The sequence below is a fragment of the Arthrobacter sp. DualSoilB13 genome, from assembly GCF_055389195.1.
This window is the reverse complement of sequence record NZ_AP035865.1, coordinates 2,893,438-2,919,884: the sequence shown is the minus strand read 5'-3', so window position 1 is coordinate 2,919,884 and position 26,447 is coordinate 2,893,438. Positions and strand designations below refer to the sequence as shown.

Annotated in this window: 31 protein-coding genes, 1 tRNA gene and 1 pseudogene; 17 read left to right on the top strand and 16 right to left on the bottom strand. The window is 62.1% G+C overall.

Going from position 1 to position 26,447, the window contains the following annotated elements:
* Positions 1-22: 22 nt before the first annotated feature.
* The 3 genes from cpaB to ACZ5J0_RS13435 all read right to left on the bottom strand — a co-directional run bounded on the left by cpaB (position 23) and on the right by ACZ5J0_RS13435 (position 1,929).
* Positions 23-832 carry a Flp pilus assembly protein CpaB gene (gene cpaB / locus ACZ5J0_RS13445; protein ID WP_464093289.1) on the bottom strand — a complete coding sequence of 270 codons (810 nt, stop codon included), beginning with the start codon at positions 830-832 and terminating at the stop codon, positions 23-25.
* A 64-nt stretch (positions 833-896) separates the two neighbouring features.
* The gene (locus ACZ5J0_RS13440) at positions 897-1,160 is read right to left on the bottom strand and encodes an FmdB family zinc ribbon protein (RefSeq protein ID WP_142938430.1); all 264 of its coding nucleotides are present in this window, start codon (positions 1,158-1,160) and stop codon (positions 897-899) included.
* Positions 1,161-1,314: 154 nt separating this feature from the next.
* Complete coding sequence (locus tag ACZ5J0_RS13435; RefSeq protein ID WP_142938431.1) at positions 1,315-1,929, bottom strand: 5-formyltetrahydrofolate cyclo-ligase; 615 nt, start codon at positions 1,927-1,929, stop codon at positions 1,315-1,317.
* Positions 1,930-2,058: 129 nt separating this feature from the next.
* Here ACZ5J0_RS13435 and galU point away from each other — a divergent pair, with 129 nt between their 5' ends.
* The 4 genes from galU (at position 2,059) to ACZ5J0_RS13415 (ending at position 4,807) form a co-directional block, all read left to right on the top strand.
* Positions 2,059-2,964, top strand: a complete 906-nt coding sequence (gene galU, locus ACZ5J0_RS13430) for a UTP--glucose-1-phosphate uridylyltransferase GalU (RefSeq protein WP_142938432.1) — start codon at positions 2,059-2,061, stop codon at positions 2,962-2,964.
* Between the two features lie 7 nt (positions 2,965-2,971).
* Entirely contained in the window at positions 2,972-3,583 is a 612-nt protein-coding gene (locus tag ACZ5J0_RS13425) for a GNAT family N-acetyltransferase (RefSeq protein WP_142938647.1), read from the top strand.
* 145 nt (positions 3,584-3,728) lie between these two features.
* The gene (locus ACZ5J0_RS13420) at positions 3,729-4,619 is read left to right on the top strand and encodes a hypothetical protein (protein WP_223942659.1); all 891 of its coding nucleotides are present in this window, start codon (positions 3,729-3,731) and stop codon (positions 4,617-4,619) included.
* Positions 4,620-4,734: 115 nt separating this feature from the next.
* Positions 4,735-4,807, top strand: a tRNA-Ala gene (locus tag ACZ5J0_RS13415).
* A 23-nt stretch (positions 4,808-4,830) separates the two neighbouring features.
* On the opposite strand, the gene ACZ5J0_RS13410 is transcribed toward ACZ5J0_RS13415, so the two are convergent.
* From ACZ5J0_RS13410 to ACZ5J0_RS13400, 3 genes are all read right to left on the bottom strand, one after another.
* A complete protein-coding gene (locus tag ACZ5J0_RS13410; protein WP_165450178.1) occupies positions 4,831-5,241 on the bottom strand; it encodes an Hpt domain-containing protein in 411 nt (136 codons plus the stop codon).
* Positions 5,225-5,935 carry a signal peptidase I gene (locus ACZ5J0_RS13405; RefSeq protein ID WP_166840001.1) on the bottom strand — a complete coding sequence of 237 codons (711 nt, stop codon included), beginning with the start codon at positions 5,933-5,935 and terminating at the stop codon, positions 5,225-5,227. Before ACZ5J0_RS13405 ends, ACZ5J0_RS13410 begins: the two co-directional genes overlap by 17 nt.
* Before the next feature lie 171 nt (positions 5,936-6,106).
* A complete protein-coding gene (locus tag ACZ5J0_RS13400; RefSeq protein ID WP_142936802.1) occupies positions 6,107-6,715 on the bottom strand; it encodes a TasA family protein in 609 nt (202 codons plus the stop codon).
* Between the two features lie 221 nt (positions 6,716-6,936).
* On the opposite strand from ACZ5J0_RS13400, the gene arr reads away from it, so the two are divergent.
* The 7 genes from arr (at position 6,937) to ACZ5J0_RS13365 (ending at position 11,641) form a co-directional block, all read left to right on the top strand.
* Positions 6,937-7,347, top strand: a complete 411-nt coding sequence (gene arr / locus ACZ5J0_RS13395) for an NAD(+)--rifampin ADP-ribosyltransferase (RefSeq protein WP_142938650.1) — start codon at positions 6,937-6,939, stop codon at positions 7,345-7,347.
* Between the two features lie 115 nt (positions 7,348-7,462).
* Complete coding sequence (locus tag ACZ5J0_RS13390) at positions 7,463-7,999, top strand: PadR family transcriptional regulator (RefSeq protein ID WP_142938434.1); 537 nt, start codon at positions 7,463-7,465, stop codon at positions 7,997-7,999.
* A gap of 5 nt (positions 8,000-8,004) precedes the next feature.
* On the top strand, positions 8,005-9,708 hold the full coding sequence (locus ACZ5J0_RS13385; protein WP_464093288.1) for an ABC1 kinase family protein: 1,704 nt from the start codon (positions 8,005-8,007) through the stop codon (positions 9,706-9,708).
* 28 nt (positions 9,709-9,736) lie between these two features.
* Positions 9,737-10,258, top strand: a complete 522-nt coding sequence (locus tag ACZ5J0_RS13380; protein WP_464093287.1) for a universal stress protein — start codon at positions 9,737-9,739, stop codon at positions 10,256-10,258.
* A complete protein-coding gene (locus ACZ5J0_RS13375) occupies positions 10,245-10,688 on the top strand; it encodes a fluoride efflux transporter FluC (RefSeq protein ID WP_142938437.1) in 444 nt (147 codons plus the stop codon). The genes ACZ5J0_RS13380 and ACZ5J0_RS13375 overlap by 14 nt, the downstream gene beginning before the upstream one ends.
* Positions 10,685-11,056 carry a fluoride efflux transporter CrcB gene (gene crcB, locus ACZ5J0_RS13370; protein WP_166840004.1) on the top strand — a complete coding sequence of 124 codons (372 nt, stop codon included), beginning with the start codon at positions 10,685-10,687 and terminating at the stop codon, positions 11,054-11,056. The genes ACZ5J0_RS13375 and crcB overlap by 4 nt, the downstream gene beginning before the upstream one ends.
* 54 nt (positions 11,057-11,110) lie before the next feature.
* The gene (locus tag ACZ5J0_RS13365; protein ID WP_142938439.1) at positions 11,111-11,641 is read left to right on the top strand and encodes a ferritin; all 531 of its coding nucleotides are present in this window, start codon (positions 11,111-11,113) and stop codon (positions 11,639-11,641) included.
* 42 nt (positions 11,642-11,683) lie between these two features.
* On the opposite strand, the gene zapE (ACZ5J0_RS13360) is transcribed toward ACZ5J0_RS13365, so the two are convergent.
* The 5 genes and pseudogenes from zapE (ACZ5J0_RS13360) to ACZ5J0_RS13340 all read right to left on the bottom strand — a co-directional run bounded on the left by zapE (ACZ5J0_RS13360) (position 11,684) and on the right by ACZ5J0_RS13340 (position 14,532).
* The gene (zapE, locus tag ACZ5J0_RS13360) at positions 11,684-12,055 is read right to left on the bottom strand and encodes an AFG1/ZapE family ATPase (RefSeq protein ID WP_464093286.1); all 372 of its coding nucleotides are present in this window, start codon (positions 12,053-12,055) and stop codon (positions 11,684-11,686) included.
* Positions 12,056-12,116: 61 nt separating this feature from the next.
* Positions 12,117-12,506: pseudogene (gene zapE / locus ACZ5J0_RS13355) on the bottom strand (AFG1/ZapE family ATPase); the annotation flags it as partial.
* A gap of 59 nt (positions 12,507-12,565) precedes the next feature.
* Positions 12,566-13,561 carry a magnesium/cobalt transporter CorA gene (gene corA, locus ACZ5J0_RS13350; protein ID WP_223940607.1) on the bottom strand — a complete coding sequence of 332 codons (996 nt, stop codon included), beginning with the start codon at positions 13,559-13,561 and terminating at the stop codon, positions 12,566-12,568.
* Between the two features lie 10 nt (positions 13,562-13,571).
* Positions 13,572-13,997, bottom strand: coding sequence for a DUF1761 domain-containing protein (locus tag ACZ5J0_RS13345; RefSeq protein ID WP_166840006.1), 426 nt, complete (start codon positions 13,995-13,997; stop codon positions 13,572-13,574).
* 19 nt (positions 13,998-14,016) lie between these two features.
* Positions 14,017-14,532 (bottom strand): Lrp/AsnC family transcriptional regulator, encoded by a 516-nt coding sequence (locus tag ACZ5J0_RS13340; RefSeq protein WP_243753078.1) that lies wholly within the window; start codon positions 14,530-14,532, stop codon positions 14,017-14,019.
* Positions 14,533-14,705: 173 nt separating this feature from the next.
* Here ACZ5J0_RS13340 and ACZ5J0_RS13335 point away from each other — a divergent pair, with 173 nt between their 5' ends.
* Positions 14,706-15,977 carry an MFS transporter gene (locus tag ACZ5J0_RS13335; protein WP_223940605.1) on the top strand — a complete coding sequence of 424 codons (1,272 nt, stop codon included), beginning with the start codon at positions 14,706-14,708 and terminating at the stop codon, positions 15,975-15,977.
* Between the two features lie 3 nt (positions 15,978-15,980).
* On the opposite strand, the gene ACZ5J0_RS13330 is transcribed toward ACZ5J0_RS13335, so the two are convergent.
* From ACZ5J0_RS13330 to ACZ5J0_RS13320, 3 genes are read right to left on the bottom strand one after another with little or no spacing between them, the layout of a single operon-like run.
* A complete protein-coding gene (locus tag ACZ5J0_RS13330) occupies positions 15,981-16,487 on the bottom strand; it encodes an Lrp/AsnC family transcriptional regulator (RefSeq protein WP_024817495.1) in 507 nt (168 codons plus the stop codon).
* Between the two features lie 54 nt (positions 16,488-16,541).
* A complete protein-coding gene (locus ACZ5J0_RS13325; protein ID WP_464093285.1) occupies positions 16,542-17,183 on the bottom strand; it encodes a TMEM175 family protein in 642 nt (213 codons plus the stop codon).
* A 31-nt stretch (positions 17,184-17,214) separates the two neighbouring features.
* Positions 17,215-18,444, bottom strand: a complete 1,230-nt coding sequence (locus tag ACZ5J0_RS13320; RefSeq protein ID WP_464093284.1) for an MFS transporter — start codon at positions 18,442-18,444, stop codon at positions 17,215-17,217.
* 97 nt (positions 18,445-18,541) lie between these two features.
* Here ACZ5J0_RS13320 and ACZ5J0_RS13315 point away from each other — a divergent pair, with 97 nt between their 5' ends.
* The gene (locus ACZ5J0_RS13315) at positions 18,542-19,516 is read left to right on the top strand and encodes a LysR substrate-binding domain-containing protein (protein ID WP_464093283.1); all 975 of its coding nucleotides are present in this window, start codon (positions 18,542-18,544) and stop codon (positions 19,514-19,516) included.
* Here ACZ5J0_RS13315 and ACZ5J0_RS13310 read toward each other — a convergent pair.
* The gene (locus ACZ5J0_RS13310; protein ID WP_464093282.1) at positions 19,491-20,522 is read right to left on the bottom strand and encodes an NAD(P)H-dependent flavin oxidoreductase; all 1,032 of its coding nucleotides are present in this window, start codon (positions 20,520-20,522) and stop codon (positions 19,491-19,493) included. The genes ACZ5J0_RS13315 and ACZ5J0_RS13310 overlap by 26 nt on opposite strands.
* A gap of 41 nt (positions 20,523-20,563) precedes the next feature.
* Between ACZ5J0_RS13310 and ACZ5J0_RS13305 the strand changes: the two genes are divergently transcribed.
* Positions 20,564-21,499, top strand: a complete 936-nt coding sequence (locus ACZ5J0_RS13305; RefSeq protein WP_464093281.1) for an N-acetylglucosamine kinase — start codon at positions 20,564-20,566, stop codon at positions 21,497-21,499.
* A gap of 63 nt (positions 21,500-21,562) precedes the next feature.
* Here the strand turns inward: ACZ5J0_RS13305 and ACZ5J0_RS13300 are convergent, their stop codons facing one another.
* Positions 21,563-22,594 (bottom strand): pirin family protein, encoded by a 1,032-nt coding sequence (locus ACZ5J0_RS13300; RefSeq protein WP_464093280.1) that lies wholly within the window; start codon positions 22,592-22,594, stop codon positions 21,563-21,565.
* A 50-nt stretch (positions 22,595-22,644) separates the two neighbouring features.
* On the opposite strand from ACZ5J0_RS13300, the gene ACZ5J0_RS13295 reads away from it, so the two are divergent.
* From ACZ5J0_RS13295 to rsgA, 3 genes are all read left to right on the top strand, one after another.
* Positions 22,645-24,441, top strand: coding sequence for a glycoside hydrolase family 35 protein (locus ACZ5J0_RS13295; protein ID WP_464093279.1), 1,797 nt, complete (start codon positions 22,645-22,647; stop codon positions 24,439-24,441).
* A 29-nt stretch (positions 24,442-24,470) separates the two neighbouring features.
* Complete coding sequence (locus ACZ5J0_RS13290) at positions 24,471-24,923, top strand: NUDIX hydrolase (RefSeq protein ID WP_142938451.1); 453 nt, start codon at positions 24,471-24,473, stop codon at positions 24,921-24,923.
* 210 nt (positions 24,924-25,133) lie between these two features.
* Complete coding sequence (gene rsgA / locus ACZ5J0_RS13285; RefSeq protein ID WP_464093278.1) at positions 25,134-26,306, top strand: ribosome small subunit-dependent GTPase A; 1,173 nt, start codon at positions 25,134-25,136, stop codon at positions 26,304-26,306.
* Positions 26,307-26,447: the final 141 nt, after the last annotated feature.

Here is a 26,447-nt window from a genome sequence, read left to right as displayed (position 1 = left end):
ACAATGATCATTGAGAAGCCCGCTAGGGGCTAACCAAAACAAAGAAAAGCTTGCCTTGCGTTGATGCGCCGGCAAGCTTTTCTGCTTGTTGAGGATCAGCCGCCACCACTACCAGACCGTCGGTGTCACCTGTACCCAGCCATTCACCGGGCTTGCCGCCCTGGGCTGACGTCCAGAGTACGGGTACAGGTCCTGCGAGGACTTGGCTTTGCCGTGATTCGTCATAGGACCCCGCTGCCGTGAGGACCACTGATACCAGCTGACCGGGGGAGAGTAGCTGGATGGACGAAGGATCGGCCATCCGGAGGGGGACAGCTGCCGATCCCACGGGTGCGCCTGTCAGAAGGCCGGGTCCCAGTAGACTCGTCTCCGAAGGGATCTGTCCCTTACTTAGAGGGGACGCAAGTTGGCGGCCAACAAGGGCGCCGACGCTGTCCAAAGCTCCGCTGCTCGCGAGATTGGGTGGTACCTCAACAGTGGTGAAGTCCGCTGCGGTGAGGTGGGTCCCCGTTGGAAGGTCCCGGGCTGCCACGAGGACGCTCACCTGTTGCTCAGACGCAGGGGTGAGTTCCTGGACTGCGATGCCGGCAGCCACGCATAACAGCAGCGCTACTGCCAAGCGGCGGTTACGTGCAATCCAGGAACCAAATCCCGTCCGGCGTCCGCGCTGACCTGAGCGCCCTCCTGGACGACCGCGGTTGAACCGTGAACTGGTCCGGGAGCGGGAATGCGGTTGCAGGGAGCGCGAAGGGCTGATGGGCGGCCAAGTACCGGCGGCTCGCGATGAGCGTTCAGCACGGGCGAGGAGGGCGCTGCGTGACATATGTGGCATGCCGCCACGGTAGCCAGCTTCCCGGGCCGCAAACAGCGCCCGGGTGCCCTATGTGGAAAACCAGTTAGTTGGTTGCCGCTGCAGTTGCCGGTGCTGCTGAAGGCGCGGGTGTAGAAGCAGCAGGCGCCGCTGAAACAGTGCTGCCCTTGGCATCCCGGGAATCAGTCCGGTAAAACCCGGAGCCCTTGAAAACGACGCCTACGCTGTTGAACTTCTTCCGCAGGGCGCCTTTGCATTCGGGGCACTCCGTCAAGGAGCTGTCAGAGAAGGACTGGACGATGTCGAAGGCATGGTCACAGTCTTTGCAAGCGTATGCGTATGTGGGCACTGAGTTCCTCCTTTAGGACAAAGTTCAGGTCCTGGGCAGCGTCGGTGGAGATAGTCCGCCTTAGCAGTCACAGGGCCTGAGTGCTAATTCTATCATCGGTCGCCGCAGGGCGTACCCGCGGTAGTTCCGGCCTCACTTGATAAGCCGGCCACCATCAGCGCTGCTCGGCGTCGTCGCCGAGTTCAACCACTCCGGACGGTGTCAGCACTTGACGCACGGGGCGATCAAAGGCCTCGGCGGGAATGGACCCCGAAGGTAACAAATCGTCGTCGAACACTACGGCGATGGTGGGCGGCCTGCCGCCGGAAGCATCCAGGCCCTGGAGGAGCCTGTCGTAATAGCCGCCTCCCTGGCCGATCCGGTTGCCGTCCCGGTCCACCGCCGTCGCGGGCATGAAGATCCCCGCGGTACCGGCAACTACCGAGCTCTCCAGCCGCTCACCCTCCGGCTCGTCTATCGGCGCAAAGGTGGACCGGACAAATGCAGTGTCAGGTGTCCAATACACCCAGCTCAAAAGCCGCCCCGGCTCGCAGACGGGCAGTAGCACCCGGTGCCCGGCCTTGTGCAGGGCTGTGATCAAAGGGATGGTGGGCGGCTCGAAAGCGACGCCCAGGTACACGGCAAAGGTCGAGGAAGCGCCGGGGGAGACCTTGGCCGCCCAGGCCGTGCCATGCTGTGCAAGGGACTCTCCAGCGCGAGCCAGGTGTTCAGGACTGAGGGCCCGCCTGTGCAGCCGCCGACTGCTGCGAATGTCTTCCTTCGATGCCATCTCTGTCCGTTCGGGTGGTTGTCGCGCGCCGGTTGAGCTGCAGAGGTTATCCACTGCGGAAAACCAAATGTGCTAACGACGCGGCGAGGGGTTTAGCCGTTGGTGTGTTCCGTCCGTTACATTAGTCCGGTGACTCTAGAAAACAACGCTGTCCGCAAGGCCGTCATTCCCGCAGCAGGCCTTGGCACCCGCTTCCTGCCCGCCACCAAGGCGATGCCAAAGGAAATGCTGCCCGTGGTGGACAAGCCTGCCATCCAGTATGTCGTCGAAGAAGCGGTCAAGGTGGGCCTGCATGACGTCCTGATGATTACAGGGCGCAGCAAGCGGGCACTCGAAGACCACTTTGACCGTGTGCCGGCTCTTGAGGCCACGCTTGCTGAAAAGGGCGACACCGCCAAGCTTGAAGCCATTCAGTCCGCCACCAACCTCGGTGATATCCACTACGTCCGCCAGGGCGACCCTAACGGCCTCGGTCATGCTGTCCTTCGTGCAAAGCAGCACGTTGGCTACGAGCCCTTCGCCGTTCTGCTCGGCGATGACCTGATCGATGCCCGTGAAGACCTGCTGAGCGAAATGATTGCTGTTCAGCAGAAGACCGGTGGTTCCGTTGTTGCACTCATCGAGGTAGAGCCTTCCAAGATCAGCGCCTATGGTTGCGCCGATGTTGAGGACAACGGTGAAGATGGCTACGTGCGCATCAAGCAACTCGTCGAAAAGCCTTCTCCGGAAGAGGCGCCCTCCAACCTTGCCGTGATTGGACGTTACGTGCTGCACCCGGCCGTGTTCGACGTCTTGGAGAAGACGGCTCCCGGTCGCGGCGGAGAAATCCAGTTGACCGATGCCCTTGAGGTGCTTGCTGCCGGCGAAGGTGAAGGTTACGGCGTCTACGGCGTTGTGTTCCGTGGCCGTCGTTACGACACCGGCGACAAGCTCAGCTACCTCAAGGCCTGCATCGAGCTTGCCTGCGAACGCGAAGACCTCGGTCCTGAGCTTCGCGAGTGGCTGCCCAACTTCACCGCCACACTTCCCAAATAGACAAATGATGTATGGCTCTGCGATCTGGCCGGTAACGCTGGAAAGCGGAGACCTGCTGCTCCGGCCCATCCGATACCGCGACAAGCGGGAATGGTCCGAAGTCCGTTCGCGGAACAGCGAGTGGCTGGCGCCGTGGGAGGCGTCCAACCCGGCTCCGGGTGGGCGCCTGCCCAGCTACCGTCAAATGGTGGGGTCCTTGAATGAGCAGGCCCGTCAGTCAACCGCTTTGCCGTTTCTCATAGTTGAGAGAACGGCCGGTTTTCGCGAGCCGCAAATCGTCGGCCAGTTGACGGTCTCATCCATCGTGTGGGGATCGGCCATGATGGCCACCCTCGGCTATTGGGTGGATAAGGACCGCGCCGGGCGTGGCATTGCGCCCACAGCGGTTGCGATGGCAACTGACCACTGCTTCCGGGTGCTCGGCTTGCACCGTATGGAAATCAACATCCGTCCAGAGAACTCTCCGAGTTTGAGGGTTGTGGAGAAGCTCGGATTCCGCGATGAAGGTTACCGGGAACGCTACCTGCACATCAACGGCGAATGGGCTGATCACCGCTCTTTTGCGTTGACGGCCGAGGAGGTGCCGGAAGGACTCCTGCGCAGGTGGCTGAGAGGATAAACGGGCAGGTCATCGGCCTTTTCGCTCATATCTCCAGTCATTTGCGGACTCGCCCACGACACACCGGCCGCAATGCCGCCGCACCCGGCGATTTGCTTCTACGGTTTTGAATGTGGACTTCCCTCTCAGCAGCTCAGTGATACTCGTGGTCACTGTCGCGCTGTGGATGGTCTGGGTGGCGCCCTATGTTTTGCGGAACAGGCGCCAACAAGTCCAAACGGCCACTGTTCCAGCAGAGGCTCTTGATGACGAACCAGACGAAACGCAGGCAGGGGTGGTACTGACTTTGGCACCTCAGCAGGAGAAACCGATGGAGACCATGCACAGCAAAGCACCGGCGTCGCCCCAGGACTCCCCAGCGGCGGAGTCCTCGCTCCGGAAGGCGCCCCCTACGCCGTTCACGATCCGTTACGCCCGGCTCACGCTCGCCTTGGCAGGCCTGGCCCTGTTAGTTACGGCCGCGGTGTCAGGGGTTCTCAGAATTCTCGGCATCGGTTCTGTGTGGTTGCCGCTGGTTTCCCTCATTGGCGCTGTGCTGGCTGTCGTTACCTTGCGTAAGCTCGCCTTGCGGGACCTTCGTGAACGGCGGGCTCGCCGTGCGGCTCAGGCCTCACCCATCCCCACGCCTGCCCGGTACTTGCCCAAGGAGCCGCTTGTCGCAGCGAAGGAAACCACGGTTTTTGACGCCGAAGCCTCTAGCCGTGAAGCTCCTCGATTGTCAGCCAAGGAATTGCGCGAGGCAGCGCTTGCTGTGGCAGTTGCCGCAGGCGATAAATCCGCTCAAGTTGCCAACGACTCCAAAGGCGCCAGCTGGCAGCCGGTGGAGGTCCCCAAGCCAACGTACGTGGCCGCTGCGAAAGCACCGCGACCAGCTCCAGAGCCCTTGGACCTGCCCGAGGCACCAAAGCCCGTTGGCAAGCCTGTGCTGAAGCAGAACGTTGAGCAGGCCGAGGCAGCAGTTGCTGTAGTGGCCACTGCTAAGAACCACAGCGCCCTGAGCAACTTGGACGATGTCCTGCAGCGTCGCCGCGCCTAAGTCCTGGAAGCGACCACAGGTGCAAGGCCAGGAGACGTTCGTGTGGTGGTTGGAAAAGCGCAGGGAAAGTTTGTAGCCTAGGGACACTGGCCGGGCAGTTGAGGCTCTCGGTCCAGGGGCTATAGCTCAGTTGGTAGAGCGCTTCGTTCGCATCGAAGAGGTCAGGAGTTCGAATCTCCTTAGCTCCACAGATTTTATTGCACTCAATCGTTCAAGTGCGGAAGTATCCACCATGCCGGCTGAGCGAAACATGCGCTGCGCGAATGAGGTTGGACCGTGATGCAAGGCAGCGGTCCGTTGTTTGCCTCAGCGCCGGGAGTGCTTGGGCGGCGTCGTCGAAATGATTTTCACGGATCATTGATTCCATCGCCCGGCACTGGTGCTCTGTTTCCAAGGCGCCCACCATGGCTGAACTGATCTTCAGGCTGAGGAGTGCCGTTGTGGTCTCTGATGCGTCGCCCTCATCCACAGCATGAACGATCCTTTCCACCCGTTGAGGGAGCATTGAAAGGTACTTTGCCAAGAACCGCAATGCCGGCCTCGGGTTTCCAAGCTCGTCGGCGAGTGACTGGATTCGGCTCAAGTCCCAGTCGCCGGCGGCAGCGCTACGCGGCGCTTTCATCCCCGGCTCCTACTGTGGCTTGCGGGGCTGTGTTGTCCGGGTTTTTGGTCCAGATGGAGGCCAGCATTCCGATGACGAGGATGGCGGGTGCGCCGTACATGAGGGTGTTCATGACGATGGGTTCACGTAGGGCCCGGATGGCGTTGCCAACGTAGGGGATGGTGGCTACGTGCTTGTCCACGGTTTTGCCTTGGAGGGTGGCGATCCAGGGGTCGATGCCGTTGTTGGCGTCGCCTTTGGTCTGGACTGCGATACCGCCGTCGGCGGTGGTGGTGATCTCGGTGATGCGGTGGGTTTCCACGCGCTGGTCTTCGACGGGGATGTGGTAGGTGATGATGTCGCCTACTTTGACGTCGGTGGTGGGTGTGGGGACGGTGACCACGACGTCGCCCGGGTTGATCAGCGGGGCCATGGAACCGGTGAGCATGGTGGAGGTTTGGTAGCCCAGGATCCGTGGCCCGATCGCCAGGAACAGGAACACCAACGCGCCTAGGATCAGCATGCCCACGCCGATGCCCTTGACCACATTGCCGGCAATCCGACGGAACCGGCCCGAAGTGCCAGCGGCGCTGGCAGCAGTTGTAGGGGCCGCTGCGGGCTGCTTCACAGCGGCGGTCTCGGCGGCGGTTACGGACTTTGCGGCTGAACGCCGGCCGTGGACGGCGGGGGTGGAGATGGTGCTCAGTGCGCTCATGCCTGGCGTTCCCTTCAGGTGTTCGTTGTGCTTTTAGTGTCTCTGGACAGGCTCAAGGGTTGGTGTGCAATGCCCTCAAGACTTGCTCAGGATATGGACCGGGGACCGGCCTGAAGGGCAAACGGGCCGGCCCCCGGGGCCTTGGGTGGGAGCCTTTGGCTCCCTCTGGCTTTACTTGGTGGTTTCGGTGCGTTGGGTGCCGGTGAAGGCGAAGGCGATGGTGGAGGTGGCGCCTTGGAAGTCGTTGTTCGCGGTGGTGGGGAACGCGGTGGTGACTTTGAGGTTGTCGGTCTTGGCCGAGGTCAGCGAGGTGAGGTTGTTCAGGACCTTGTTCGCTGCGATGACCGGGCCGGAGGCCAGGACGGTGGTCTTGGTCCCGGTGCAGTTGTACGGGGCTGCGGCGCCGGTCCAGGCCACGGAGCAGTTTTCGATGGTCAGCTGCAGGCCGTTGGTCACGTCCGTGGTGAGCAGGGATGCGGTGGTGCCGGCGTTGGTGGTGAGGGTGACGTTGTTCAGGTCCGAGTTGCCGGTGTTGGCCAGGGTGACGAGTTTTTCGACCTTGTCGCCGGGCAGCAGTCCAGCGACCGGGACGTTGAGGGTGTTCGCGGGGCCGGGTGCGCCCAGGGCGATGGTGACCGTTCCTGCGGTGACGGCTTGGGAGGCGGAGGTCGAAGAGGTGAACGCGCCGTAGGTGCCCATGCCGGCGACGGCGGCTGCGGTGCCGACCAGTGCGACGGAAGCGAGGATCTTGCCGGAGGTGGTCTTGAGGCTGATGGCCATGGGAATCAGTTTCCTTTCGGGAGGCCACCGTGAGACCGGCCGGCCGTTCGTTTCCAGCCTCTCTGGCTGACAAGAACTACTGTGCCGGGCCCGGATCAAGAACAAATCCTGCATACCCGCAACACTTCCTCAGGAAAACCTCAAGACTCCCGCACGGGTCCAGACTGGAACTCCGATCCTTTTGCCCCTGGAAGTAGGCTGTAGGTGTGAGTCAACCGCTGATGAATCAACCGCTTGACGAGGGTCCCTTTTATCACGGGACGAAGGCCGACCTCACGACGGGCGATCTCCTGAGTCCCGGCTTCAGATCCAACTATCGTCCTGAAGTCGTGATGAATCACATCTACTTCACAGCTCTTCGGGATGGCGCGGGGCTGGCTGCCGAGCTCGCTGCCGGCGATGGCGAACCGCGCGTCTATGCCGTTGAGCCAACCGGAGCTTTCGAGGACGACCCGAATGTGACGGACAAGAAATTTCCTGGCAACCCCACCCGGTCTTATCGCAGCAGCGCCCCCCTCAAAGTTATCGGTGAAGTTGACGGGTGGACTCGCCTAACTCCTGAGGCGCTGCAGGAGTGGCGGGTACGACTGGCGGCGATCGTTGCGGACGAACGCGGCGAAATCATCAACTAAGGATGACGAACACGAAGGGTGCGTTAGCCTGCCAGGCAGCCATTGTTTCGCGCATCCAGCATGTATATCGTTAAGTATCGTTCAGTATCGTTCACGACCAACCGAGGTGAGCTTGATGCACAATTCATTCCCTGCAAGCGGATTTATGGGTAACAACCTTGACGGCATGTGGCAGGCCGTGGAGGAGTTCAGGTCGCGGTTTGAAAAGCGCTCCGGAACCCGTGCTGGACGGGGTGAGTTGAGGACAGCCATTCTGGCCCTCCTCGCTGAACGACCCATGCACGGTTATCAGATCATCCGTGAAATCGAAGAGCGCAGTGGCGGAAGCTGGAAGCCAAGCGCCGGCTCGGTGTACCCCACCTTGCAACTGCTGGCAGATGAGGGTTTCGTCAGCACTGAGGAATCCAATGGCCGCAAAATATACTCCCTCACTGAGGCGGGCCGCGAAGATGTCGCAAGCGCCGAAACGGCAGCGCCTTGGGAATCCACAGGCAGCACCTCAGGTTTCGCGGCATTGCCCAAAGCGGGGGTGGAGCTTGCCCAGGCTGCTGCGCAAGTAGGGCGGACAGGAACCCCCAAACAGGTGCAAGAGGCCGTGACGGTGCTGGAAGAGGCTCGTCGTCGGCTGTATTCGATCCTCGCCCGGGACTGAAGGGAGTGACGTCGCTTCGACGCGACCGGACAGATCCCATGGCCGGGGAAGCCCGTGCCCGCTATCGTCGAATCCTCAGGTTTGCTGCATGGCATTTGCTGGTGACCTGGTGGTTTGAGCTGTTCCTTCCTCGTGTGGGCCTGCGAAAACTGACTGAACGCAGCCGTTCGCGGAGGATGCAACGCTTTGCCCGGCGATTCCATGGCCTCGCCGTGGAGCTTGGTGGGCTAATGATCAAGGTAGGCCAGTTCATGTCCTCCCGGCTGGATGTTCTACCGCCTGAGATTACGGCTGAACTGGAGGGCCTTCAGGACGAAGTGCCGCCGGTTCCCTTCCCCGCCATCAGGGCCCTTGCCGAGGCGGAGCTGGGGGCGCCCTTGGAATCAGTGTTCGCTTCGATAGAGGAGTCGCCCATAGCCGCGGCATCCTTGGGGCAGGCGCACCGGGCGAAGCTGCTCGCGGGCAATGCCGAGGATACTGGCCTAAGCAGCGTGGTTTTCAAGGTACAAAGGCCGGGCATCGACAAGATCGTGGACGTCGATCTTGCCGCTCTGCGACGGGTGGGAGGCTGGCTTAGCCGCATCCGCCTCGTCTCAAACCGCGCCGATGTTCCTGCTCTGATCAAGGAGTTTGCGCAGACCAGCCTTGAGGAGATCGATTACCTTAATGAGGCCGCAAATTCAGAGCGCTTTGCAGCTGATTTCGCCGCCGATGGCAGGGTGACCGTGCCGGGGGTGGTTTGGGAACGGACTACACGCCGGGTGCTCACCCTGGAAGACGTCACAGCCATCAAGATCACGGACGCAGAGTCGCTTCGTATGGCGGGGATTGACCCGGCGGAGGTTGCCCCCGTTTTCGCGTCAGTGATGTTTGACCAATTGTTCACCAAGGGCTTCTTTCACGCCGATCCACACCCCGGCAACATCTTTGTCACACCCGATTCCGGGTCAGTGGAACATCCATGGAAGCTGACGTTCATCGACTTCGGCATGATGGGGGAGGTTCCTGCGAAGACCAGAAGCGGATTGCGCAAGCTCCTGATTGCGGCTGCTTCGCGGGATGGAAGGGGGCTCGTGGCTGCCATCAGCGATGTTGGCGTTCTGATGCCTTCGGCTGACACGGCCGAGCTGGAGCGGGCCATGACGCAGCTCTTCGCACGCTTTGGCGGCATGGGCTTTGCCGAACTTCGAGAAGTGGACCCGCGGGATTTCCGAGATTTTGGGACGGAGTTCGGCAGCGTCATCAGGTCGCTTCCGTTTCAGCTGCCGGAGAATTTCCTGCTCATCATCCGCGCCATGTCACTGACGTCGGGTGTATGTAGTTCGCTGGATGCCCGGTTCAACTTGTGGGACTCGGTGGAACCATACGCTGCGCAACTGCTGCGGGATGAGCGAGGCAACCTGGTCACTGACGTCGCAGGGCAGGCATTCGAGGCCGCGGCGGTCGCCTTGCGATTGCCGAAACGGCTGGATGGGCTGGTTACCCGGTTCGAAGACGGAACACTCCAAGTATCCAACCGCCGTCTGGAACGACAAATGTCCCGGCTTATTATCCTGGCGCGGCGAGCAGTAGCTGCCGTGATCTTTGCAGCCCTCCTGGTGGCTGGATCCGTGATGAGAGCTGACGACCTCATACTTGGCAACGTGGTGATGATCGCGTCGGCGGTTCCGCTGCTCTATGGTCTGTGGCCCGGCCGCGGCAATCTGTGAGCCGACTCCGTCGTCGTAGAATTGCGCTGTGACTGAGACCCCTACACCCCATCCCGAGGCCTCCGGCAAGATGTCCGGACCCGTCCTGGTAGGCGTGATGCCCGGGCAGCAGCCCGCAGTCCTGGAGCAGGCAGCACGGTTTGCCGCCCGTGCGGGCCTGCCACTTGTTTGCGCGTATGCCGACGTCACGGTGTATCCAGTCGATGGGACCACCGGAGGGCCGGCAGCGCCCATCGACCCCGATACCGTTGATGGAGCCCAAGGGATCCCGGAATCACTAGCGACCACCATTGCCCAACTCTTGGCTGATCAAGACGTTGAGTGGTCCATTGTCCCGCTTGCAGGGGAACCAGCGCACGCCTTGGCCCGCGAGGCCAGGAGCATCGGCGCCTCCATGATTGTGGTGGGCACCCGTGAGCATAAGCTGACGGCCGCGATCAAGGAGCTGACGGCTGGTTCCGTGGCCCGGCATCTGTTTCATCGGCAGGACGTGCCGGTCCTTGTGGTGCCCGTGAACCCCCGGGTCCCGGACGACGATGACGAGGACTGAGGCAAGCAAGCCAGTTCACCTTCACTGGGGTTTCATCGGCATCGTGGCGGCAGGCGGCGTGTTCGGAACGCTCGCCCGGTACAGCCTTGGACTGGTGATCCCAGCGCCGGATGCCTGGCCGCTGCCTACCTTGGTCATCAACCTCTCAGGTGCCTTGGCCCTGGGGGCCCTGCTGGAAGGACTCTCGCGCAGGGGGCCCGACGTCGGCAGCCGCCGGGTTGTGCGCCTCGCCTTGGGTACGGGGTTCCTGGGCGCGTTTACGACGTACAGCACACTGGCTTTGGATGCCATCCACTTATTCAGAGCGGATGCGGCCCCGGAGGCTGCCGGGTACCTCGCAGCGAGCTTGTTCGGCGGGGCCGCTGCCACTACTGCCGGCATCTGGTTGGGTGCCTGGCATCACCGTCGCGTTACCGGGCGTGTGCCGTGACGGTGATACTTCTCGCCCTTGCTGGCGGAGTCGGTGCAGCGGTCAGGTTTATGGTGGACGGATTGATCCGGCAGCGCCTCAGGACTGCACTTCCCTGGGGAACCATCCTGATAAATGTCACGGGCTCGTTTGCTCTCGGGTTCCTTGCCGGACTGGTAATGCGGGGCCAGGCGCCGGAGTCCCTGTTGCTAATACTGGGGACGGGCTTCCTGGGCGGGTACACGACCTTCAGCACGGCGAGTCTGGAGACCATCAGACTGGTACAGAGTGGAAGGGTGGGTTTGGCGCTCATCAATGGATTGGGATCCATGGTGGCGAGCGTTATCTCTGCTGCGGCCGGTGTTGGGATCAGCCTTCTGCTGCCTTGAGTAGTGGCCAACCTCACCAATAAAAGTGTCATGCCCCGGCTGTAGGATCGAGCCATGGCTAAGAAGACTTTCAATGAGCTGTTGTCCGCCCAGGTTGCCAATGAGTTTGCGGCCTCCCAGCAATACATCGCCGTGGCTGTGTATTTTGATGGCGAAGACTTGCCACAGTTGGCCCGCCACTTTTATCGCCAGTCCCTGGAAGAGCGCAACCACGCCATGATGATGGTCCAGTACATGCTGGACCGCAACGTCCACGTGGAGATTCCGGGCATCGCCCCGGTTCGCAATAACTTCGCCAACGCCAAGGAGCCCATTGCGCTCGCCTTGGAGCAGGAAAAGGAAGTCACCCGCAACATCGAGGAGATGTTCCGTGTTGCCCGTTCAGAGGGCGATGCCTTGGGTGAGCAGTTCATGCTGTGGTTCCTGAAGGAGCAGGTTGAGGAAGTTGCCTCCATGACCACGCTGCTGAACATCACCGAGCGCGCCGAGAACCTCTTCGACATCGAGAATTATGTAGCCCGCGAAACCGTTGGCGACGGCGGTCACGACGCCAGTGCTCCCTCCGCGGCCGGCGGCGTCATTTAGCTGCCAGCCTCGGGGTATTTACTACAGGAGGCCGTTGGAACCTTACCTTCCGGCGGCCTCTTCGCGTTCCAAGGCCTGGTCCGGATGGGATCGACTCAGCGGGGATAACCGGCTGGCGATGCGCGCGAGATCCACGGGTAGAGCGTTGCCGTTAGGCTCGATGTCCCAGTCGAGGGGGCCGTTGCCGATCAGGAAGAGGGTGATGTCCTGGTCGTAGAGCACATCCACCACGTTGCTGAAGCGCTGCCAGGCCGGCGCGGACGCAGCGTCACCTACCGCTGGCGAAGGGACGTCGTCGATGACCCACGTCCTGAATGTTTCGGCCAGGACCAGAAAGTCCGACGTCGAGGTCAAGCCACCGCACAGTTCCGCAAAACCAACCCATAGAAGGTCCGGGTCGGAGTTCTTGACCACTATCGGCTGGGTAGTTGGATGTCACCACGAGGGAGACGCGACGCTGCGCGGCGGTCCGCAAGAGTCGGTAAATGAACATGCCGTCACCGATGTCGTGGACGTGGAACTCGTCAAAGATCAGCACCTCAACACCGTCCAACAGCGCGTCCACGGACTGTTGGATTGCTGTTCCATTGCCAGCTTCCAAGCCATGTGTTCCGCTGTGGACCTTGCGGAAGAAGTCGTGGAAGTGGACACGCCGTTACCGCGCCTCAAGCCTTCCGTAGAAGCTGTCCATCAGCCAGGTTTTCCCGCGGCCCACAGGGCCGTGCAGGTAGAGGCTTCGTGGCGGCTTTCGGGGAAGCGCCCGACGGCGGCCTGTCACCTGGGCGCCAAAGGTCGCCAACCGCTCAGCTGCTTGCCGCTGGCTGGGTTCAAAGGCAAAACCGGACTGCCCGGCGTCGTGTGCCATGCCCTCGAGTAAAGTCCTGGCAATGTCGCGTTGACTTTGAGGACGTCCCAAGGAAGGCGTCACAGCCAACCTTTGCGTTTGAAGATGGCGTACATGAGGAGGGCTGCGCCAAACATCAGCCCTACCGCCAGGGGATAACCGAAGTCCCAGTGGAGTTCGGGCATATGGTCGAAGTTCATTCCGTAGACGCCGGCTACGAAGGACGGCGCAAACAAGATGGCCGCCCAGGATGAGATCTTCTTGACCTGCTCGTTTTGGGCGGCGCTTGCCTCGTTTTGGCGGTTGGCCGTTAGCGTTCCATCTAGGGTGAGCGCATTCTGGAGGAGGTCCCTGAACGAGTTGGCCCTTGAGATCACCCGTTGGACGTGGTCCTCCACGTCGCGGAGGGAGCGCTGGAGCTCGATGTCAACGCCGTACTTTTCGAAGCCCTTTTCCAGTAGCACCATCATGTCCGGCAGAGGGTGGATGGCACGCTGGAACTGGATCACTTCACGGGCCAGCTCATAGATACGACGTGAAACAGCGCTGTCGCCGCTGAAGAGCTGGTCTTCGATCTCGTCGATGTCGTTTTCCAGGCCTGCGACCACGGGAGCGTAATCATCCACCACTTGGTCCAGGAGGGCGTACAGCACAGCCTCGGGGCCATGGCGAAGGAGATCGGGGCGCTCCTCAAGCCGTTTGCGCACTCGAGCCACGCCACCGGTTTCGGCATGGCGGATGGTCACCACAAAGTTTGGTCCGGTGAAGACATGGAGCTCGCCGAATTCCACCGTCTCGGTTTCGTCCAGGTACCGGGCCGGCCGTAGGACGGTGAACAGGTTGTGGTCGTAGCGCTCCAGCTTGGGCCGTTGGTGCGCCGAGACGGCGTCTTCCACGGCGAGGTGGTGAAGCCCGAACTCGTGAGCGACGGCGGCCATCTCATCCTTGGTGGGACGGTACAGCCCAATCCAAGCCATGCCCCCATGTTCGGAGAGCGTCTCAAACGTCTGTTCAAGGCTGTGAGGGGTGGCGGTGCGCACGCCGTCTACATATACGGCGTTGTCGATAATGGTCACTGGTTGAACGCTACTGCATGGCACCGATGATGGCGCCCGCAATGGTCATTGCCAGGAGGTCGTGGCCGGAATCAATGACGGTTACTGCGGTGGGGCGGCCAGCGAACCCGTTGTGAATGACGTGGCCCCCGGCACGGAATACCAAGGCAAGGATGAGGGCGAAGAAACCGCCGGCAACAAAAGTATTGAGATCCAGGGCGCTGATGAGGACGGCCAGGAGAATGCTGGTCACGGCCGCTGCCACCATCATGGGAACCCAGATGCCCGCTCCGCCTTCGATGTTCTTGAGGTCGTCTTCGGTCTTACCGATTGCCTGCATCCACCTGCGGCCCAGAACGGCCGGCATGTACCAGACAAAGCCGATCACCATGGATGAAACGAAAGCCAGAAGTACGGCGAGCCAGTTGATCTGGGAAATGTGTGAGAGCCAATCCATGCCTAAAAGCCTAGTCCGTTTAGCCCTCCGAGCCGGCGCTCCGGCCCTCTTGCCGGGGCCGTGTTGGCGTTGCCGCCATCCTGCCGATCAATGGCTCCGTGCGGTACGGGATGTGGGTGTGCAGAGCAAGCACCGTTTCGGTTCTGATGACTCCCTTAGTGCGAAGCACCGAGCGCAATGCAGACTGCAGGTTGTGGGTGTCCGTTGCCACCACCCGGCACCACAGGTCGCCGCGACCGGAAATTTCGTGGACCTCCAACACTTGGGGGATCAGGCGCAAGGCGCCAATAACGCCGTCGAGTTCCCGGTGGGTGACTTCAATGGTCACAAAGGCGACGACGTCGTACCCCACCTTTTCGAGGTCTACTTCCCGCCCGGCTGCATGAAGCACCCCGGACCGGAGAAGGCGCTTGACCCGGCTTTGAGCAGTGTTACGCGCTATGCCCAGTTCCTCGCTCAACTCGGCGATCTGGATGCGTGGATCCTTAATGAGTTCCAGGAGGATCTTCAGGTCCATGGGGTCAAGGGTGTTCAAATGGTCACTCCAGCTCATTTGGCTCGCAGTACTTTGAGTATTTTGCTCAATTCTTGCATCTCCATAGCTCTTCGAGGTCAATGCCATTGCATTCTGTTGCCATCAATACTTAGCCGGACTGCGCTTCCCACAAGGAGATCAACAGCCCGGCCACCGAGCCCGAAGGCAATGAAATGACTGTCTTGAGCGAACTCCGCATGCGCCCGGCCACAGCCGCGCGCTGGGGATGGGATGCCTCCACCACCGCCAGGCTGGTCCTGGCCGGGGTTGTGATCTTTACGCTGCTGGTTGGCGCCAACCTCGCTACGCCCTTGTATCCCTTGCTCCAAGCCAGGCTCGGAATGTCATCGCTGGGCGTCACTGTCGCTTTCTCGAGCTACGTCCTTGCCCTGGTAGCCGTCCTCATGGTGGCTGGCCACTGGTCCGACCACATAGGGCGGAGGGCTGCGCTGGTCCTGGCTGTGCTTGTCGGTTTGGCAGGCGGGATCATCTTCGCCAATGCGGACTCGCTGGTCTGGTTGTGCCTTGGCAGGGCGCTGCAGGGCGTGGCCGTAGGGCTTGCTACGGGAGCCAGCTCCGCGGCGCTGCGCGAACTGCTTCCCCTGCGACCTGACTGGGCCTCCCGTTTTACATTGCTGTCCTCAGCCGGAGGTGTAGCGGCAGGCCCCGCCATCGGTGGCCTCTTGTCGCTCTTGCCGGACCCCACCCGCACCCCGTACTTCGTCCATTCGGCAGTGTTGATTGCTGCCCTCATTCCCCTGTGGCTCCTGAAGGCCAGGCCTGCGATCGCTCCGGCGGAAGGCCCCAAACCCCTCAAGGTCCTGGCTCCCCGGAAGCCGTCCATCTCCCGGGATGCCCGCGGAGCCTTCTGGATGGCTGCGGCAACGGGGTTCCTCAGCTTCGCGGTATTCGGCTTCTGCCTTTCGTTGGCACCCGGATACTTCGCCAGCGTGGTCCACGCCGATTCAAGGCCCCTGATCGGGCTGCTTGCCGGTGTCACTTTGGGTGCCTCGGCCCTGAGCCAGCTGCTGGGTGCCCGTGGAAGCTTGGTTGTTCCTGTGTCCCTTGGCGTGCTGGGGGTCTCGGTGGTTCTGGTGGGAGCCGCGGCGGCGTGGTCCAGCCCTTGGCTGCTGGTGGCTGCCAGCATAACTGCCGGGGTAGGCCAAGGGATTGCCTTCCGGCAGGTTTTCAACGAGGTGGCCGGAAAGGTCGAAGCAGCGCGTCACGCCCAGGTGATCAGCACCGTCTACGTCATCACCTACCTGGGCAGTGCTGCTCCGGTGATTGGGCTGGGACTTGCAGTCACCGCACTCGGCCTGCAGACCGCCGTCGTAGTTTTCACTGCTCTGTGCGGCGTGGCAGCCATGATCCTCGCGGCAGTGTCCCTGCGGAGTTCAGTGTCTCGCCGTAGCGCCCTGTCTCTTCGAGGTTCTTCGGGTTCCTGAGGTTTACTCGGGCAACGGTCCGCGATTGCCGGGAATGTGCTGGAAGACCATGGTGGTTTCGGTGTGGCCGACCACGGGGTCCGTGGCGAGGTTGTCTAGGAGCCAGTTACGGAGGTCGTCGGTGTTGGCGACGGCAATGTGGAGAAGGTAGTCCACTGAGCCGGTGGTGTGAAACGTGGAAATGACCGCCGGAAGCTTGGGGACGCGCGCCGTGAAACGGTCAATCTGGTCCCGGTCATGGGCGCGCAGGCGTACAGCGATGAGGGCCTGAACAGAGCGGCCGATGGCCGGCAGACTCAACACGGCCTCGAAGCCTTCAATGATTCCGCGTTCGGAGAGTGCCCTGGTGCGCATCAGGGCCGTGGAGGGGGCGATCCCCACTAGTTCAGCCAATTGCTTATTGGAGATGCGGGCGTCGTCCACCAACGCTGCGAGAATCCGTTCATCGATCGCGTCAAGGGGCTCTGCGCTGCCCGTGGTTGACCGAACATTCTTCGTGGGGTTGCTCACGGATCCTCCTGAAATTGCCTTTCATTCATCTTAGGCCGTCAATTCTTCAGGTGACTATCGTTTCAGGGACGAGCGGGCGCCTCGTCGCCGGTCCAAGCGTTGGAGCGGCTCGCTCAGGAGCATCAACAGCAGGGGCCAATTTCCCGCGCCGGGGATAACGACGGACAGGACCAGGGCCGCCAGGAAGAGCCCGGAAACGATGAAACTGGCTCGAATCCCCATAACAGCGTCGTCGTCAGACATCTGGTGGAGGTCAGGGTGGGACCGCAGATAAGTGCGTGTCAGGAGAAGCATCAGGCTGGTGGCCAACAGGGTTCCTATGTAGACCAAAGGCTGGGCCCAATCAGACTCCATCTGGGTGGACAACGATGTTGCCACCGGCATCACCACAATGGTGAACATCCATGCAACGGTCAACCACAACAAACCCGCGTCCACCTGCTTGACGCTGCGAAAGAGCTTATGGTGGTGCACCCAAAAAACTGCGATGAGGATGAAGCTCAGGGCAAAACCGAGAAGGGCGTATTGTTCCTCCGCCAACCACTCAGCCGTAGTGCCGTCATGGTCCGCCAGTTCACCCACGCTCTCCATGAGCGGCAAGATCAACAACGTCAATGCAATCGCCACCACGGCATCCGTAAACGCCTGCAAACGCTCCGGTGACGACAGCTCCCGGTTTTTCGTGACCTGTGTCATGCCTCCGATTGTAGGGGCAGACCGCCTTGAATCAGCGGGAGTGGCGCGGTGGGCGGTGAACAATCAAAGTGACGGCCGCCGTCGTGCAAGACAGTGCGATCACGCTCAACGCCAAAGCCGGCCAGCCAAAAGCCTGAAAGGCAAGACCGCCCGCCCAGCCAATGACGCTGGAACCCAGGTAATAGGACAGGTTGTATAAGGACGCTGCTTGCGCCCTGCCTGTTGTGGCGATGGCCCCGGTCCACCCTGAACCCACGCTATGGGCGGCGAAGAAACCGCCGGTGAAGATCACCAGCCCCACCAAGGTGGCTGCCAGGTTCTCCACCAACGTCATGGCCAAACCTGCCGACATAATGGCGATACCTGCCACCAGGACGTTCCGCCGTCCAAACCTGGTGGTCAGGCCCGCTGCCCAGCGCGAACTGACCGTCCCGGACAAGTACGCCAGGAAAATGAGGCTCACAACGGTGGCAGGAAGCCCAAAGGGTTCTGCGTGCAAACGGAAGCCAAGGTAGTTATAGACGGCCACGAAGCCACCCATGAGCAGGAACGCCTGCAAGTAGAGGGACAGCAGCTTGGGATTGCTTGAGTGCCCACCCAGGGTCCGGAGAGCTCCGCGAAATCCCAAAGCAGGGGCGGGGCTGAACCTGCGTTGCTTCGGAACAAGCACCAGGAACAGGACAGCTGAGACCGTGGCCAACAGGGATACCGCCAGGGCTGCGGCGCGCCATCCCCATAGTTCTCCAACGGGCCCGGCCACCAGGCGCCCGGCCAATCCGCCCAGGGTGGTTCCGGCAACGTACGTGCCCGCTGCGAGGGCTGTGTGGACTTTGGTGACTTCCTCGTTGAGGTAGGCGATGGCGATTGCGGGGATGCCTCCCAAGGCCATGCCTTCCAAGGTCCGCAGTCCCAACAGCACAGGCACGGTGGGCGCAAGGGGCACCAGTAATCCCAACAACGTGGCGATGGCGATGCCAAGGGCCATGGCGCGGACCCGGCCAATTCTGTCCGCCAGGAAGGACCATGGAAGTACGGTGGCAGCCAGGCCCACAGTGGCAAGGGAAATGCTCAGCGCGGCTCCGGCTGCAGTGATCTGGAGGTCAGCTGCCATGAGTGGAAGGACGGCTTGGGTGGAGTACAACTGCGCGAAAGTCGCGACGCCGGCAAGGGCCAGCGCTGCCAGGACGCGGCTGTAACCGCGGGATCCCTTCGCATGCCCGTCCCAGGCTACGGTGCTGGTCACGGAGGTTGTTTTGCTCACTGGGCCAGATTAGGAGGGAGCACACTCCCCGTTCCAATGCATAGGTCTACTAGGATCAATGCATTGACGCATCAATCGTGAATGGCAAAGGAATGCTGTGGAGCCGAATCATCAGCAACTCGTCCAGCTTCTGCCCCTGTTGCCCGTCCTGGCTGAACTGGGACGTACGGAACACATGACTGAAACGGCGGAGATCCTCGGCGTGCCCCAGTCAACGGTCAGCCGGGCTGTGGCACGGGCCAGCGCCATAGTCGGCGTGGATCTGCTCATCCGGGACGGCAGGGGGATCCGGCTTACGTCAGCAGCCAGGACCTTGCTGCCCTACATTGAGGCAGCACTCCAGGATTTTCAGTCGGGGCTGGACAAGGTACGGCACGAATCGGACGTGGTGCGCGGGCGCATAGGGGTCTCCTTCCAGCACACCTTTGGCGAAGCGACGCTGCCCCTTCTCATCAGTGCCTTCCGCAGCCGGTACCCGCATACGGTCTTCGAACTCTGGCAGGGTCCCCGCGACGACTGCCTGACGCAGCTGGCCAGCGGGGACATGGATTTCGCCCTCACGGCGCCTATTGCACCGGAGGGGCGGGGCGTTCGTGCCATGCCGCTGTACCGCGAACCGTTGCGGGCCGTCCTTCACTACAGGCATCCCTTGGCGGAGCGGAGCAGCGTGCACCTCTCCGAGCTCCGGCACGATCCCTACATCACCCTGCCCGAGGGAGTGGGCCTGCGGGCGCTTGGGGAGGCGCTGCTGCGGGAAGCCGGCTTTCGTCCGCGGATTGCCTTTGAAGTCCAGGAGTCCACCTCGGCCCGTGGCCTGGTCTCCGCCGGGCTGGGGTTCAGCATCCTGCCCCCGGCAGGCCCCGGCTCAGGGACAGGCCAGTTCCTTCCTGAAGCTGAACTTGGTCTGGTGGAAGTGCCGATCGAATCGGACCTGGCCTTCCGGCAGATCGGTATTGCCTGGCGGGAGCGCAGCTTCGAACCGGACGCCGTCAGGCTTTTCCGGGAACTCGTTGCCAATGAGGGCGGGGACTTGCTCGCCGAACTTGTCAGAGCCCGTTCAGGAACTCCCTGACCACATCCGCCGCCGAACCGTCCTTGGCCCGCTGCCAACCTGTCCCGGCCCATAGGTTGAGGCGGTGGGGGTCTCCGGCCGCAGCTGCCGCAGCCCGAACAGGGCTGGTGAGATGGTGGATGGCGGGGTAGCCCTCCGGTGCGTCCCGGTGGTCCCGGACGAAGTCGTTAACCAGGGATCGGGCCCATCGTCCCGTGAAAGCCCGCGTCATTGCCGTCTCCGTAAATGCCGGATCGCCCAGCGCGTCCTTATGCGGCTTCCGTGCACCGCTCTCCTCGGTGCGCACCAAAGCGGTACCCACCTGCGCGGCCTCCGCACCCGCTGCCAGCACTTCACGCAGCGCGGAACTGTCCATGATGGCGCCTGCCGCAATGAGCGGAAGCCCGACGGCGGCACGCACCTGGGCGACCAGTTCCGCCGTCGTACGGGCTAATGGTTCCCGGCCGCCAGGCAGAAAGGCTGCCGCGTGTCCCCCCGCGGAGCTATGTTGCACGGCGATGGCATCAGGGCCTTCCTCTGCCGCAGCTAGAGCTTCCTCCACACTGGTGACACTGGAGATGACCCGGCTGCCGGCTTTTTGCAGGGCCCGGACCACCGGCTTTCCCGGGAGGCCAAACGCGAAGCTTACAAACTCCACCGGGTCGGCCAGCAGGGCGTCGATCTTGTCCTGCCATGAGTCGTCGTCATTGAGCCGAAGGGGCGGAATCGATACACCGTAGCGGGCTGCCTCGGTTTCCAATGCGGCACGGTACGCCTCCAGGCTTGCCTGGGCTTGAGGAGTTGGAGGGAGCTGACTTGCATCCGGTACGAACACATTCATGCCAAACGGAACGTTGAGGGCCCGCGTGGCAGCGATTTCGGCCGTCATGCCTTCGGGGCTCTTGTATCCGGCTGCGATGAAACCCAGCCCACCACCCTCATGAACTGCCTTCACCAACGCCGGTGTGGACGTTCCCCCAGCCATGGGAGCTGCAATAAACGGTTTTCCAAACAACGATTCGGACATGTGCGGTTTCTCCTCCGGACGCTCCAAGCTAGTCTTTCACGGTGAACAATCCTGACTCTGGCCAGCATTCCCACGCCCGCCCGGAAGCCGTGAGCGGCACCGTCATAGGGCTCGACATTGGCGGCACAAAGACCCGCGGCGTTCGGTTCGAAAACGGTACGCCGGTCCGTGATGAGAATGCAGGCAGTTCCAACGTCCAGAACGTCAGCCGGGAGCAAGCCGCAGCCAACCTGGCTGAGCTGTTCGGGAAGATCGGTGGCGGCCATGTCGATCAGGTGTACGCCGGGGCCGGCGGTATCGATACCGACCAAGACGCCCAGGCGCTGGCTGATCTGATTGCACCGCATGCGCCGGGCGCGCGCATCACTGTGGTGCACGATTCGCGCCTGTTGCTGGCAGCAGGGGGAGCGAGCACGGGCGTTGCGGTCATCGCCGGCACCGGCTCGGCCGCGTGGGGACGGAACGACGCCGGTGAGGAAGCCCGGGCTGGCGGCTGGGGCTACCTCCTTGGGGATGAAGGTAGCGGTTACTGGCTTGGACGCGAAGCTGTCCGGCACAGCCTGCGCCGGATGAACCAGGGCCTGGAGCCTGATCGGCTTAGCCGGGCATTGTTGGAATCCGTCGGTGTGGACGAGCCGGGCAAGCTGATCGCATTGTTCCACTCCCCGGACACGGGCCGTCGCTATTGGGCCCAGCAGGCCCGGTTGGTGGTGGAAGCCGCCGACGCCGGTGATGAAACCTGCCGGGCATTGGTGGATCAGGCGGGTGGTGATCTGGCTGACCTTGCCGAACAAGCCATCCGTCAACTGGGCCTGGACGGTCCGGTGATCCTCGGCAGCGGACTCGGCATGAACGTCCCCCGGCTTCAGGAAGCATTCAAGGCCAAGCTGGCCGAGGGCGGTATCACTGATGTGCGCATCCTCCAGCAGGACCCCGTGTTTGGTGTCCCGCGGCTTGTAGCGGAGCAGCGACCCTAGCGGAGTTTTTGTACACCTAATGACCTCAAAGGGGCCTCTTTAGGGCATTAGCTGTACAAAATCTCAGCCGCGGGTTCGTGGACGCAGCTTTACACCCGGCAGGGGCGGGGCCGGAATGCGGCCGGCTTCCGGACCTGCGTCAGGGCCATGGCCGGGAACGAAACCGAAGCGTGAGCTGGCGGCAGCATCGTCGTCGAGCAGCCCGTCGGCTTCCCATTCCTCACGGGCCTTCTCCACTTCTTCGTGCGTCCTGCCTACAAAGTTCCACCACATGAGCAGGTCTTCACCGAACGGTTCGCCGCCGAGGAGCATGAAGCGGGTGTCCGGCTGCGCTTCCACAAAAAGGCTGGACCTTCCGGCTCCCAGGTAGGCCAGGGGGCCCGCTTCAATGTCCTCACCATCGATCAAGAGGTGGCCGTCAAGGACCAACACTGCGTGCTCGAAGTCCGGCCGTAACGGCAGTTCAAGGGAGCCTGTTCCGGTGATGTCCGCTCCAACTATGGGGCTGAACATGGTGGCGGGGGAACGGTGACCGGCAAACTCTCCCACCATAACGGTGGCCCTGAACCCATCGCCCACTGCCACCGGCAGATTCTTCACTTGTTCAAAGGACGGCGCCCGGTGCCGGTGCTCGTCCGGTAGCGCCACCCACAGTTGGAGTCCGCGGGACATGGGAATTTCTTCCACCAACGCAGCGGAGCCGCCCTGGGGCCCGGCTGTAAGGACAGAGAACTCGGAGTGGGAGATGCCATGGCCTGCTGTCATGATGTTCAGCTCACCGGGCTGGACTACAACATCGCTACCCACGCTGTCGCGGTGCCGGACCGAGCCTTCCATGGGCCAGGTGACGGTTTGAAGCCCGCAGTGCGGGTGGGGGAGTACGCTCATGGCCACCCGATCCGGACCGAAGCTGTCCAGGAAGCACCACGCACCTACGGTGGGCAGTCCCCGCTGGGGCAGTGTCCGCATCACGTTCATGGCGCGCACTCCACCCAAAGGAACCTCGCGCTCGGGCCACAGTTGAACGCAGGGACCTTGACCTTCCGGCGCTGCGGGGCAGACTTCCTGTGCGGGAGAAGTATCAAGATTGGTCATGTGATCATCGCCTGTGCATAAATGTTGGAAATTGAGCTAATCTGTTGCACGTGAACAACGCCCTCCTGAGCTACCGTGACGCTGTCCTTTACCGTTCGGGTGAACCGTATCGCATCCTCGCCGGAGCCATCCACTACTTCCGTGTTCACCCGGCCCTGTGGCAGGACCGGTTGCGTCGGCTCAAAGCGATGGGCGCCAACACGGTGGACACGTACGTTGCATGGAACTTCCACCAGCCTAAGCGCGATGAGGCGCCCGACTTTAGCGACTGGCGCGACCTGGGCCGGTTCATCGACCTCGCCGCCGAGGAAGGGCTGGATGTCATCGTCCGCCCCGGCCCCTATATCTGCGCCGAATGGGACAACGGCGGCTTCCCCGCCTGGCTGACCGGCATCCCCGGCATCGGCCTGCGCTGCATGGACCCGGTGTTTACCGCTGCCATCGAGGAATGGTTCGATCACTTGCTTCCCATCGTCGCCTCACGGCAGGCGTCCGCGGGTGGCCCGGTGGTGGCGGTACAAATCGAGAATGAGTACGGCAGCTACGGCGATGACCACGAGTACATTCGCTGGAACCGGCGCGCACTGGAGGACCGCGGCATCACTGAGCTCCTTTTCACCGCCGACGGCGGCACGGACTACTTCCTCGACGGCGGTTCCATAGAGGGAACTTGGGCGACGGCGACGCTGGGAAGCCGGGGCGACGAAGCGATGGCCACATGGCAGCGACGCCGGCCCGGCGAACCCTTCTTCAACGTGGAGTTCTGGGGAGGCTGGTTCGATCACTGGGGTGAACACCATCACCGCCGGGATGCCGATGAAGCTGCTGTTGAAGCGCGCAAGATGCTGGACCTTGGCGGATCGATCTGCGTCTACATGGCCCATGGCGGGACCAACTTCGGCCTCAGCTCCGGAAGTAACCACGATGGCACCATGCTGCAGCCGACGGTCACCAGCTACGACTCGGACGCGCCCATCGCAGAGAACGGCGCACTGACGGCCAAGTTCCATGCCTTCCGCAAAGAGTTCTTCCGCGCCCAGGGAATCGAAGAGCTGCCCGAGCTGCCCGCTGAATTGCTGGCTGACGCTCCCGTACTGCCCGCCCAGTCCTTGCCTCTGAGCGATGGCCTGGACCTGTTGGAGTTGGCGCGCTCCGCCGGAACGCCGATAACCAGTGTCAAGCCACTGGGCTTCGAGCAGCTGGGACTCGACACCGGCATGGTCCTCTACGCCTCCGAAGCCATCCTTCCCGGGCGCGCCGATGCTCCCACAGAGAGCCGGTTGAAGATCACAGGGCTTAACGACCGTGCCTACGTGTGGGTGGACGGCACCTTCGCCGGGGTCCTTGATGACGTCACAGGAGCGGAGGGTCTCGCCGTTACGGGCACAGGCGTCGCCGCCAAGCTGGAGATCCTCGTAGAGAACCTGGGCCGCATCAATTACGGCCCCCTGACGGGTCACGGCAAAGGAATTCTGGGCGGCGTTCTGGTCAACCAGCGCTACACCTTCCACTGGACACAGACCCCCGTGGCGCTCGCCGACTGGAAGCTTGAAGACCTTGAAAGCTTGGCAGGAGCCGACTTCGAGGTGGACGAGCCGGCCGACACCTATATCGCCTTGCCGGATTCCGGAAAGGGCTTCGTCTGGCTCAACGGCTTCCTCCTGGGCCGCTACTGGGATCAAGGCCCACAGGTCACCCTTTACGCACCGGCTCCACTGCTGAAATCCGGCCGCAACAGCATCAAGGTGCTGGAACTCGTGACGCCCGGCAGCGTGGTTGAACTACGCGGTGTACCGGACCTGGGTCCCGAAGAAGCGGGTCTCATCGAGGCCGCCGAACTTCCCTAGCGTTCGACGCAAGGATTTATGCTGACACCATGACCCTGCAGTTCGATACCCGCCCAGCCGCTTACGCCGTGATGATCCATGAAGGGAAGATCCTGCTGGCGTATTGGAAGCAGGACGGCAAAGAAGGTTGGACATTGCCGGGCGGCGGCTTGGATCTGGCAGAACATCCTGTGGATGGTTGCAGGCGTGAGGTCTTTGAGGAAACCGGATACGAAGCCAGGATTGAACGAATGCTGGGTATCGATGTCGGACACTGGCCGGGCGAGATCCGCCCCGACGGTTCGGTGAAGGATTTTCAAGCCCTCAGGCTGGTCTACGAGGCCACAGTCGTGGGCGGCGAACTGACACACGAAGTGGATGGCAGCACCACCCACGCAGCATGGATCCCGCTGGAGGACGTACAGAAACTCAACCGCGTCTCCTTGGTGGATACAGCACTCCGCCTACACCGGGAGCGTCCTGCCAACGGAAAACTGAGCTAAAGCCTAGCCAAGAGCACTTCGCCTTGGCTACGCTATACATCGTTGCCGGCTCACCAGTTGCCGGCGCGGATGCCAAGGAGGTGGATTTGATGATTGCCGAGACCTTGCGCGCCCCGCACTCAGTTGCGGCGCGCCGTCATCAGCCCACCATTCCTGTCCCGGCGTCAGCCTGCCAAAACTAGGCGGCCGGGCCTCATCAGAGGCATTTCATTGAACACTTACGCTTCTTCAAGCGAACCATTTTTCAGCACCACGTCAGAACAAATGCAGGGGCCTGTGGAGTACGGCTTCACAGACAAAACCGCGGACCTTTTCCGTGCCCATGCCGCTCCTGATGGCCAGGAAACGGCCGTCCCCGGCCGCGTAGTCCGCTTGGACCGGAATCGGGTCCTCGTAGCCTCGGCAGAAGGCCTCCTGCATCTGCCGTATCCACACCACGGCCTTGTGCCGGCCACAGGGGACTGGGTCTGGGTCGGCCACAACAACGCCGGTGAGCCATCCGTCGTCGAGGTCCTGCCCCGCCATTCCGCTCTAAGCCGCAAGCGTGCCTTTGAGGCCTCCTCGGAGGAACAGATCCTGGGCAGCAACATTGACATTGTTGCCGTTGTGGTCCCCGTGGATCGTCCGCTGACCCATAACCGGCTCGAGCGGACGCTGGTGGCGGCATGGGATTCCGGTGCCACGCCGCTGGTGGTCATCACCAAAGCAGACCTCGCCCACCTTGCGGACGACGTTGTAGGGGAGGTTATCCTGCAGGCCGCCGGCGTGGACGTTGTCACTACCTCCGCGGAGCAGGGCGACGGCCTGGAGGAACTGATGCAGCACATACCCCAAGGTGCCACGTTGGTATTACTGGGTCCTTCCGGCGCCGGTAAGTCAACACTCATTAACGCCCTCGCCGGGCGTGACATTCAACAGACAGGTTCCGTCCGAGCCGGTGACGGCAAAGGCAAGCACACCACCACCTCGCGGGAGCTGGTGCCTCTAGCCGGCGGCGCCGTACTCATGGATACGCCGGGAGTCCGTGGCTTCGGGCTCTTCGACGCCGATGAGGGCATGGAGGAAATGTTCGGCGATCTGGAGGAACTTTTCTCCAAATGCCGCTTTACGGACTGCGCGCATCAAGCAGAGCCGGGATGTGCGGTTCAGGAGGCGCTCGCGGAGGAAACCCTTGATCACCGGCGTTGGGCCAGTTACCTCAAGCTGCAACGCGAATTGGCAGCCTTGGCCAGAAAACACGATGCGGCCGCACGCCGCGCCTACCAGCGTGAATGGCACCAGAAGGTGATGTCGGCTGACCGGGGCCAGCGCGCCGCTGAGCGGTACAGGCACGATCAAGCTGAGGAGCGGGCCGGAAAAGGCGGCAAACGACGGAAACGCTGAACATTGCCGATTCATTACGGAACTCGTGGCGGCGCTGACATCGTCGGTGGTGCTGGCTACGCTGGGTGAAGATTGCTTTGCAGCCAAGTAATAAGAGTGCATATGATCATCAGGCTCTACCGATGTTCTCCTCCACAGATA

What these genes read in the sequence shown, in the direction of transcription:
- cpaB (WP_464093289.1), bottom strand. Translation starts at nt 832, where the DNA reads ATGCCACATATGTCACGCAGCGCCCTCCTCGCCCGTGCTGAACGCTCA.
- ACZ5J0_RS13435 (WP_142938431.1), bottom strand. Translation starts at nt 1,929, where the DNA reads ATGGCATCGAAGGAAGACATTCGCAGCAGTCGGCGGCTGCACAGGCGG.
- ACZ5J0_RS13425 (WP_142938647.1), top strand. Translation starts at nt 2,972, where the DNA reads ATGTATGGCTCTGCGATCTGGCCGGTAACGCTGGAAAGCGGAGACCTG.
- ACZ5J0_RS13410 (WP_165450178.1), bottom strand. Translation starts at nt 5,241, where the DNA reads ATGAAAGCGCCGCGTAGCGCTGCCGCCGGCGACTGGGACTTGAGCCGA.
- ACZ5J0_RS13405 (WP_166840001.1), bottom strand. Translation starts at nt 5,935, where the DNA reads ATGAGCGCACTGAGCACCATCTCCACCCCCGCCGTCCACGGCCGGCGT.
- ACZ5J0_RS13400 (WP_142936802.1), bottom strand. Translation starts at nt 6,715, where the DNA reads ATGGCCATCAGCCTCAAGACCACCTCCGGCAAGATCCTCGCTTCCGTC.
- arr (WP_142938650.1), top strand. Translation starts at nt 6,937, where the DNA reads ATGAATCAACCGCTTGACGAGGGTCCCTTTTATCACGGGACGAAGGCC.
- ACZ5J0_RS13390 (WP_142938434.1), top strand. Translation starts at nt 7,463, where the DNA reads ATGCACAATTCATTCCCTGCAAGCGGATTTATGGGTAACAACCTTGAC.
- ACZ5J0_RS13375 (WP_142938437.1), top strand. Translation starts at nt 10,245, where the DNA reads ATGACGAGGACTGAGGCAAGCAAGCCAGTTCACCTTCACTGGGGTTTC.
- ACZ5J0_RS13365 (WP_142938439.1), top strand. Translation starts at nt 11,111, where the DNA reads ATGGCTAAGAAGACTTTCAATGAGCTGTTGTCCGCCCAGGTTGCCAAT.
- ACZ5J0_RS13345 (WP_166840006.1), bottom strand. Translation starts at nt 13,997, where the DNA reads ATGGATTGGCTCTCACACATTTCCCAGATCAACTGGCTCGCCGTACTT.
- ACZ5J0_RS13335 (WP_223940605.1), top strand. Translation starts at nt 14,706, where the DNA reads ATGACTGTCTTGAGCGAACTCCGCATGCGCCCGGCCACAGCCGCGCGC.
- ACZ5J0_RS13325 (WP_464093285.1), bottom strand. Translation starts at nt 17,183, where the DNA reads ATGACACAGGTCACGAAAAACCGGGAGCTGTCGTCACCGGAGCGTTTG.
- ACZ5J0_RS13310 (WP_464093282.1), bottom strand. Translation starts at nt 20,522, where the DNA reads ATGTCCGAATCGTTGTTTGGAAAACCGTTTATTGCAGCTCCCATGGCT.
- ACZ5J0_RS13300 (WP_464093280.1), bottom strand. Translation starts at nt 22,594, where the DNA reads ATGACCAATCTTGATACTTCTCCCGCACAGGAAGTCTGCCCCGCAGCG.
- ACZ5J0_RS13290 (WP_142938451.1), top strand. Translation starts at nt 24,471, where the DNA reads ATGACCCTGCAGTTCGATACCCGCCCAGCCGCTTACGCCGTGATGATC.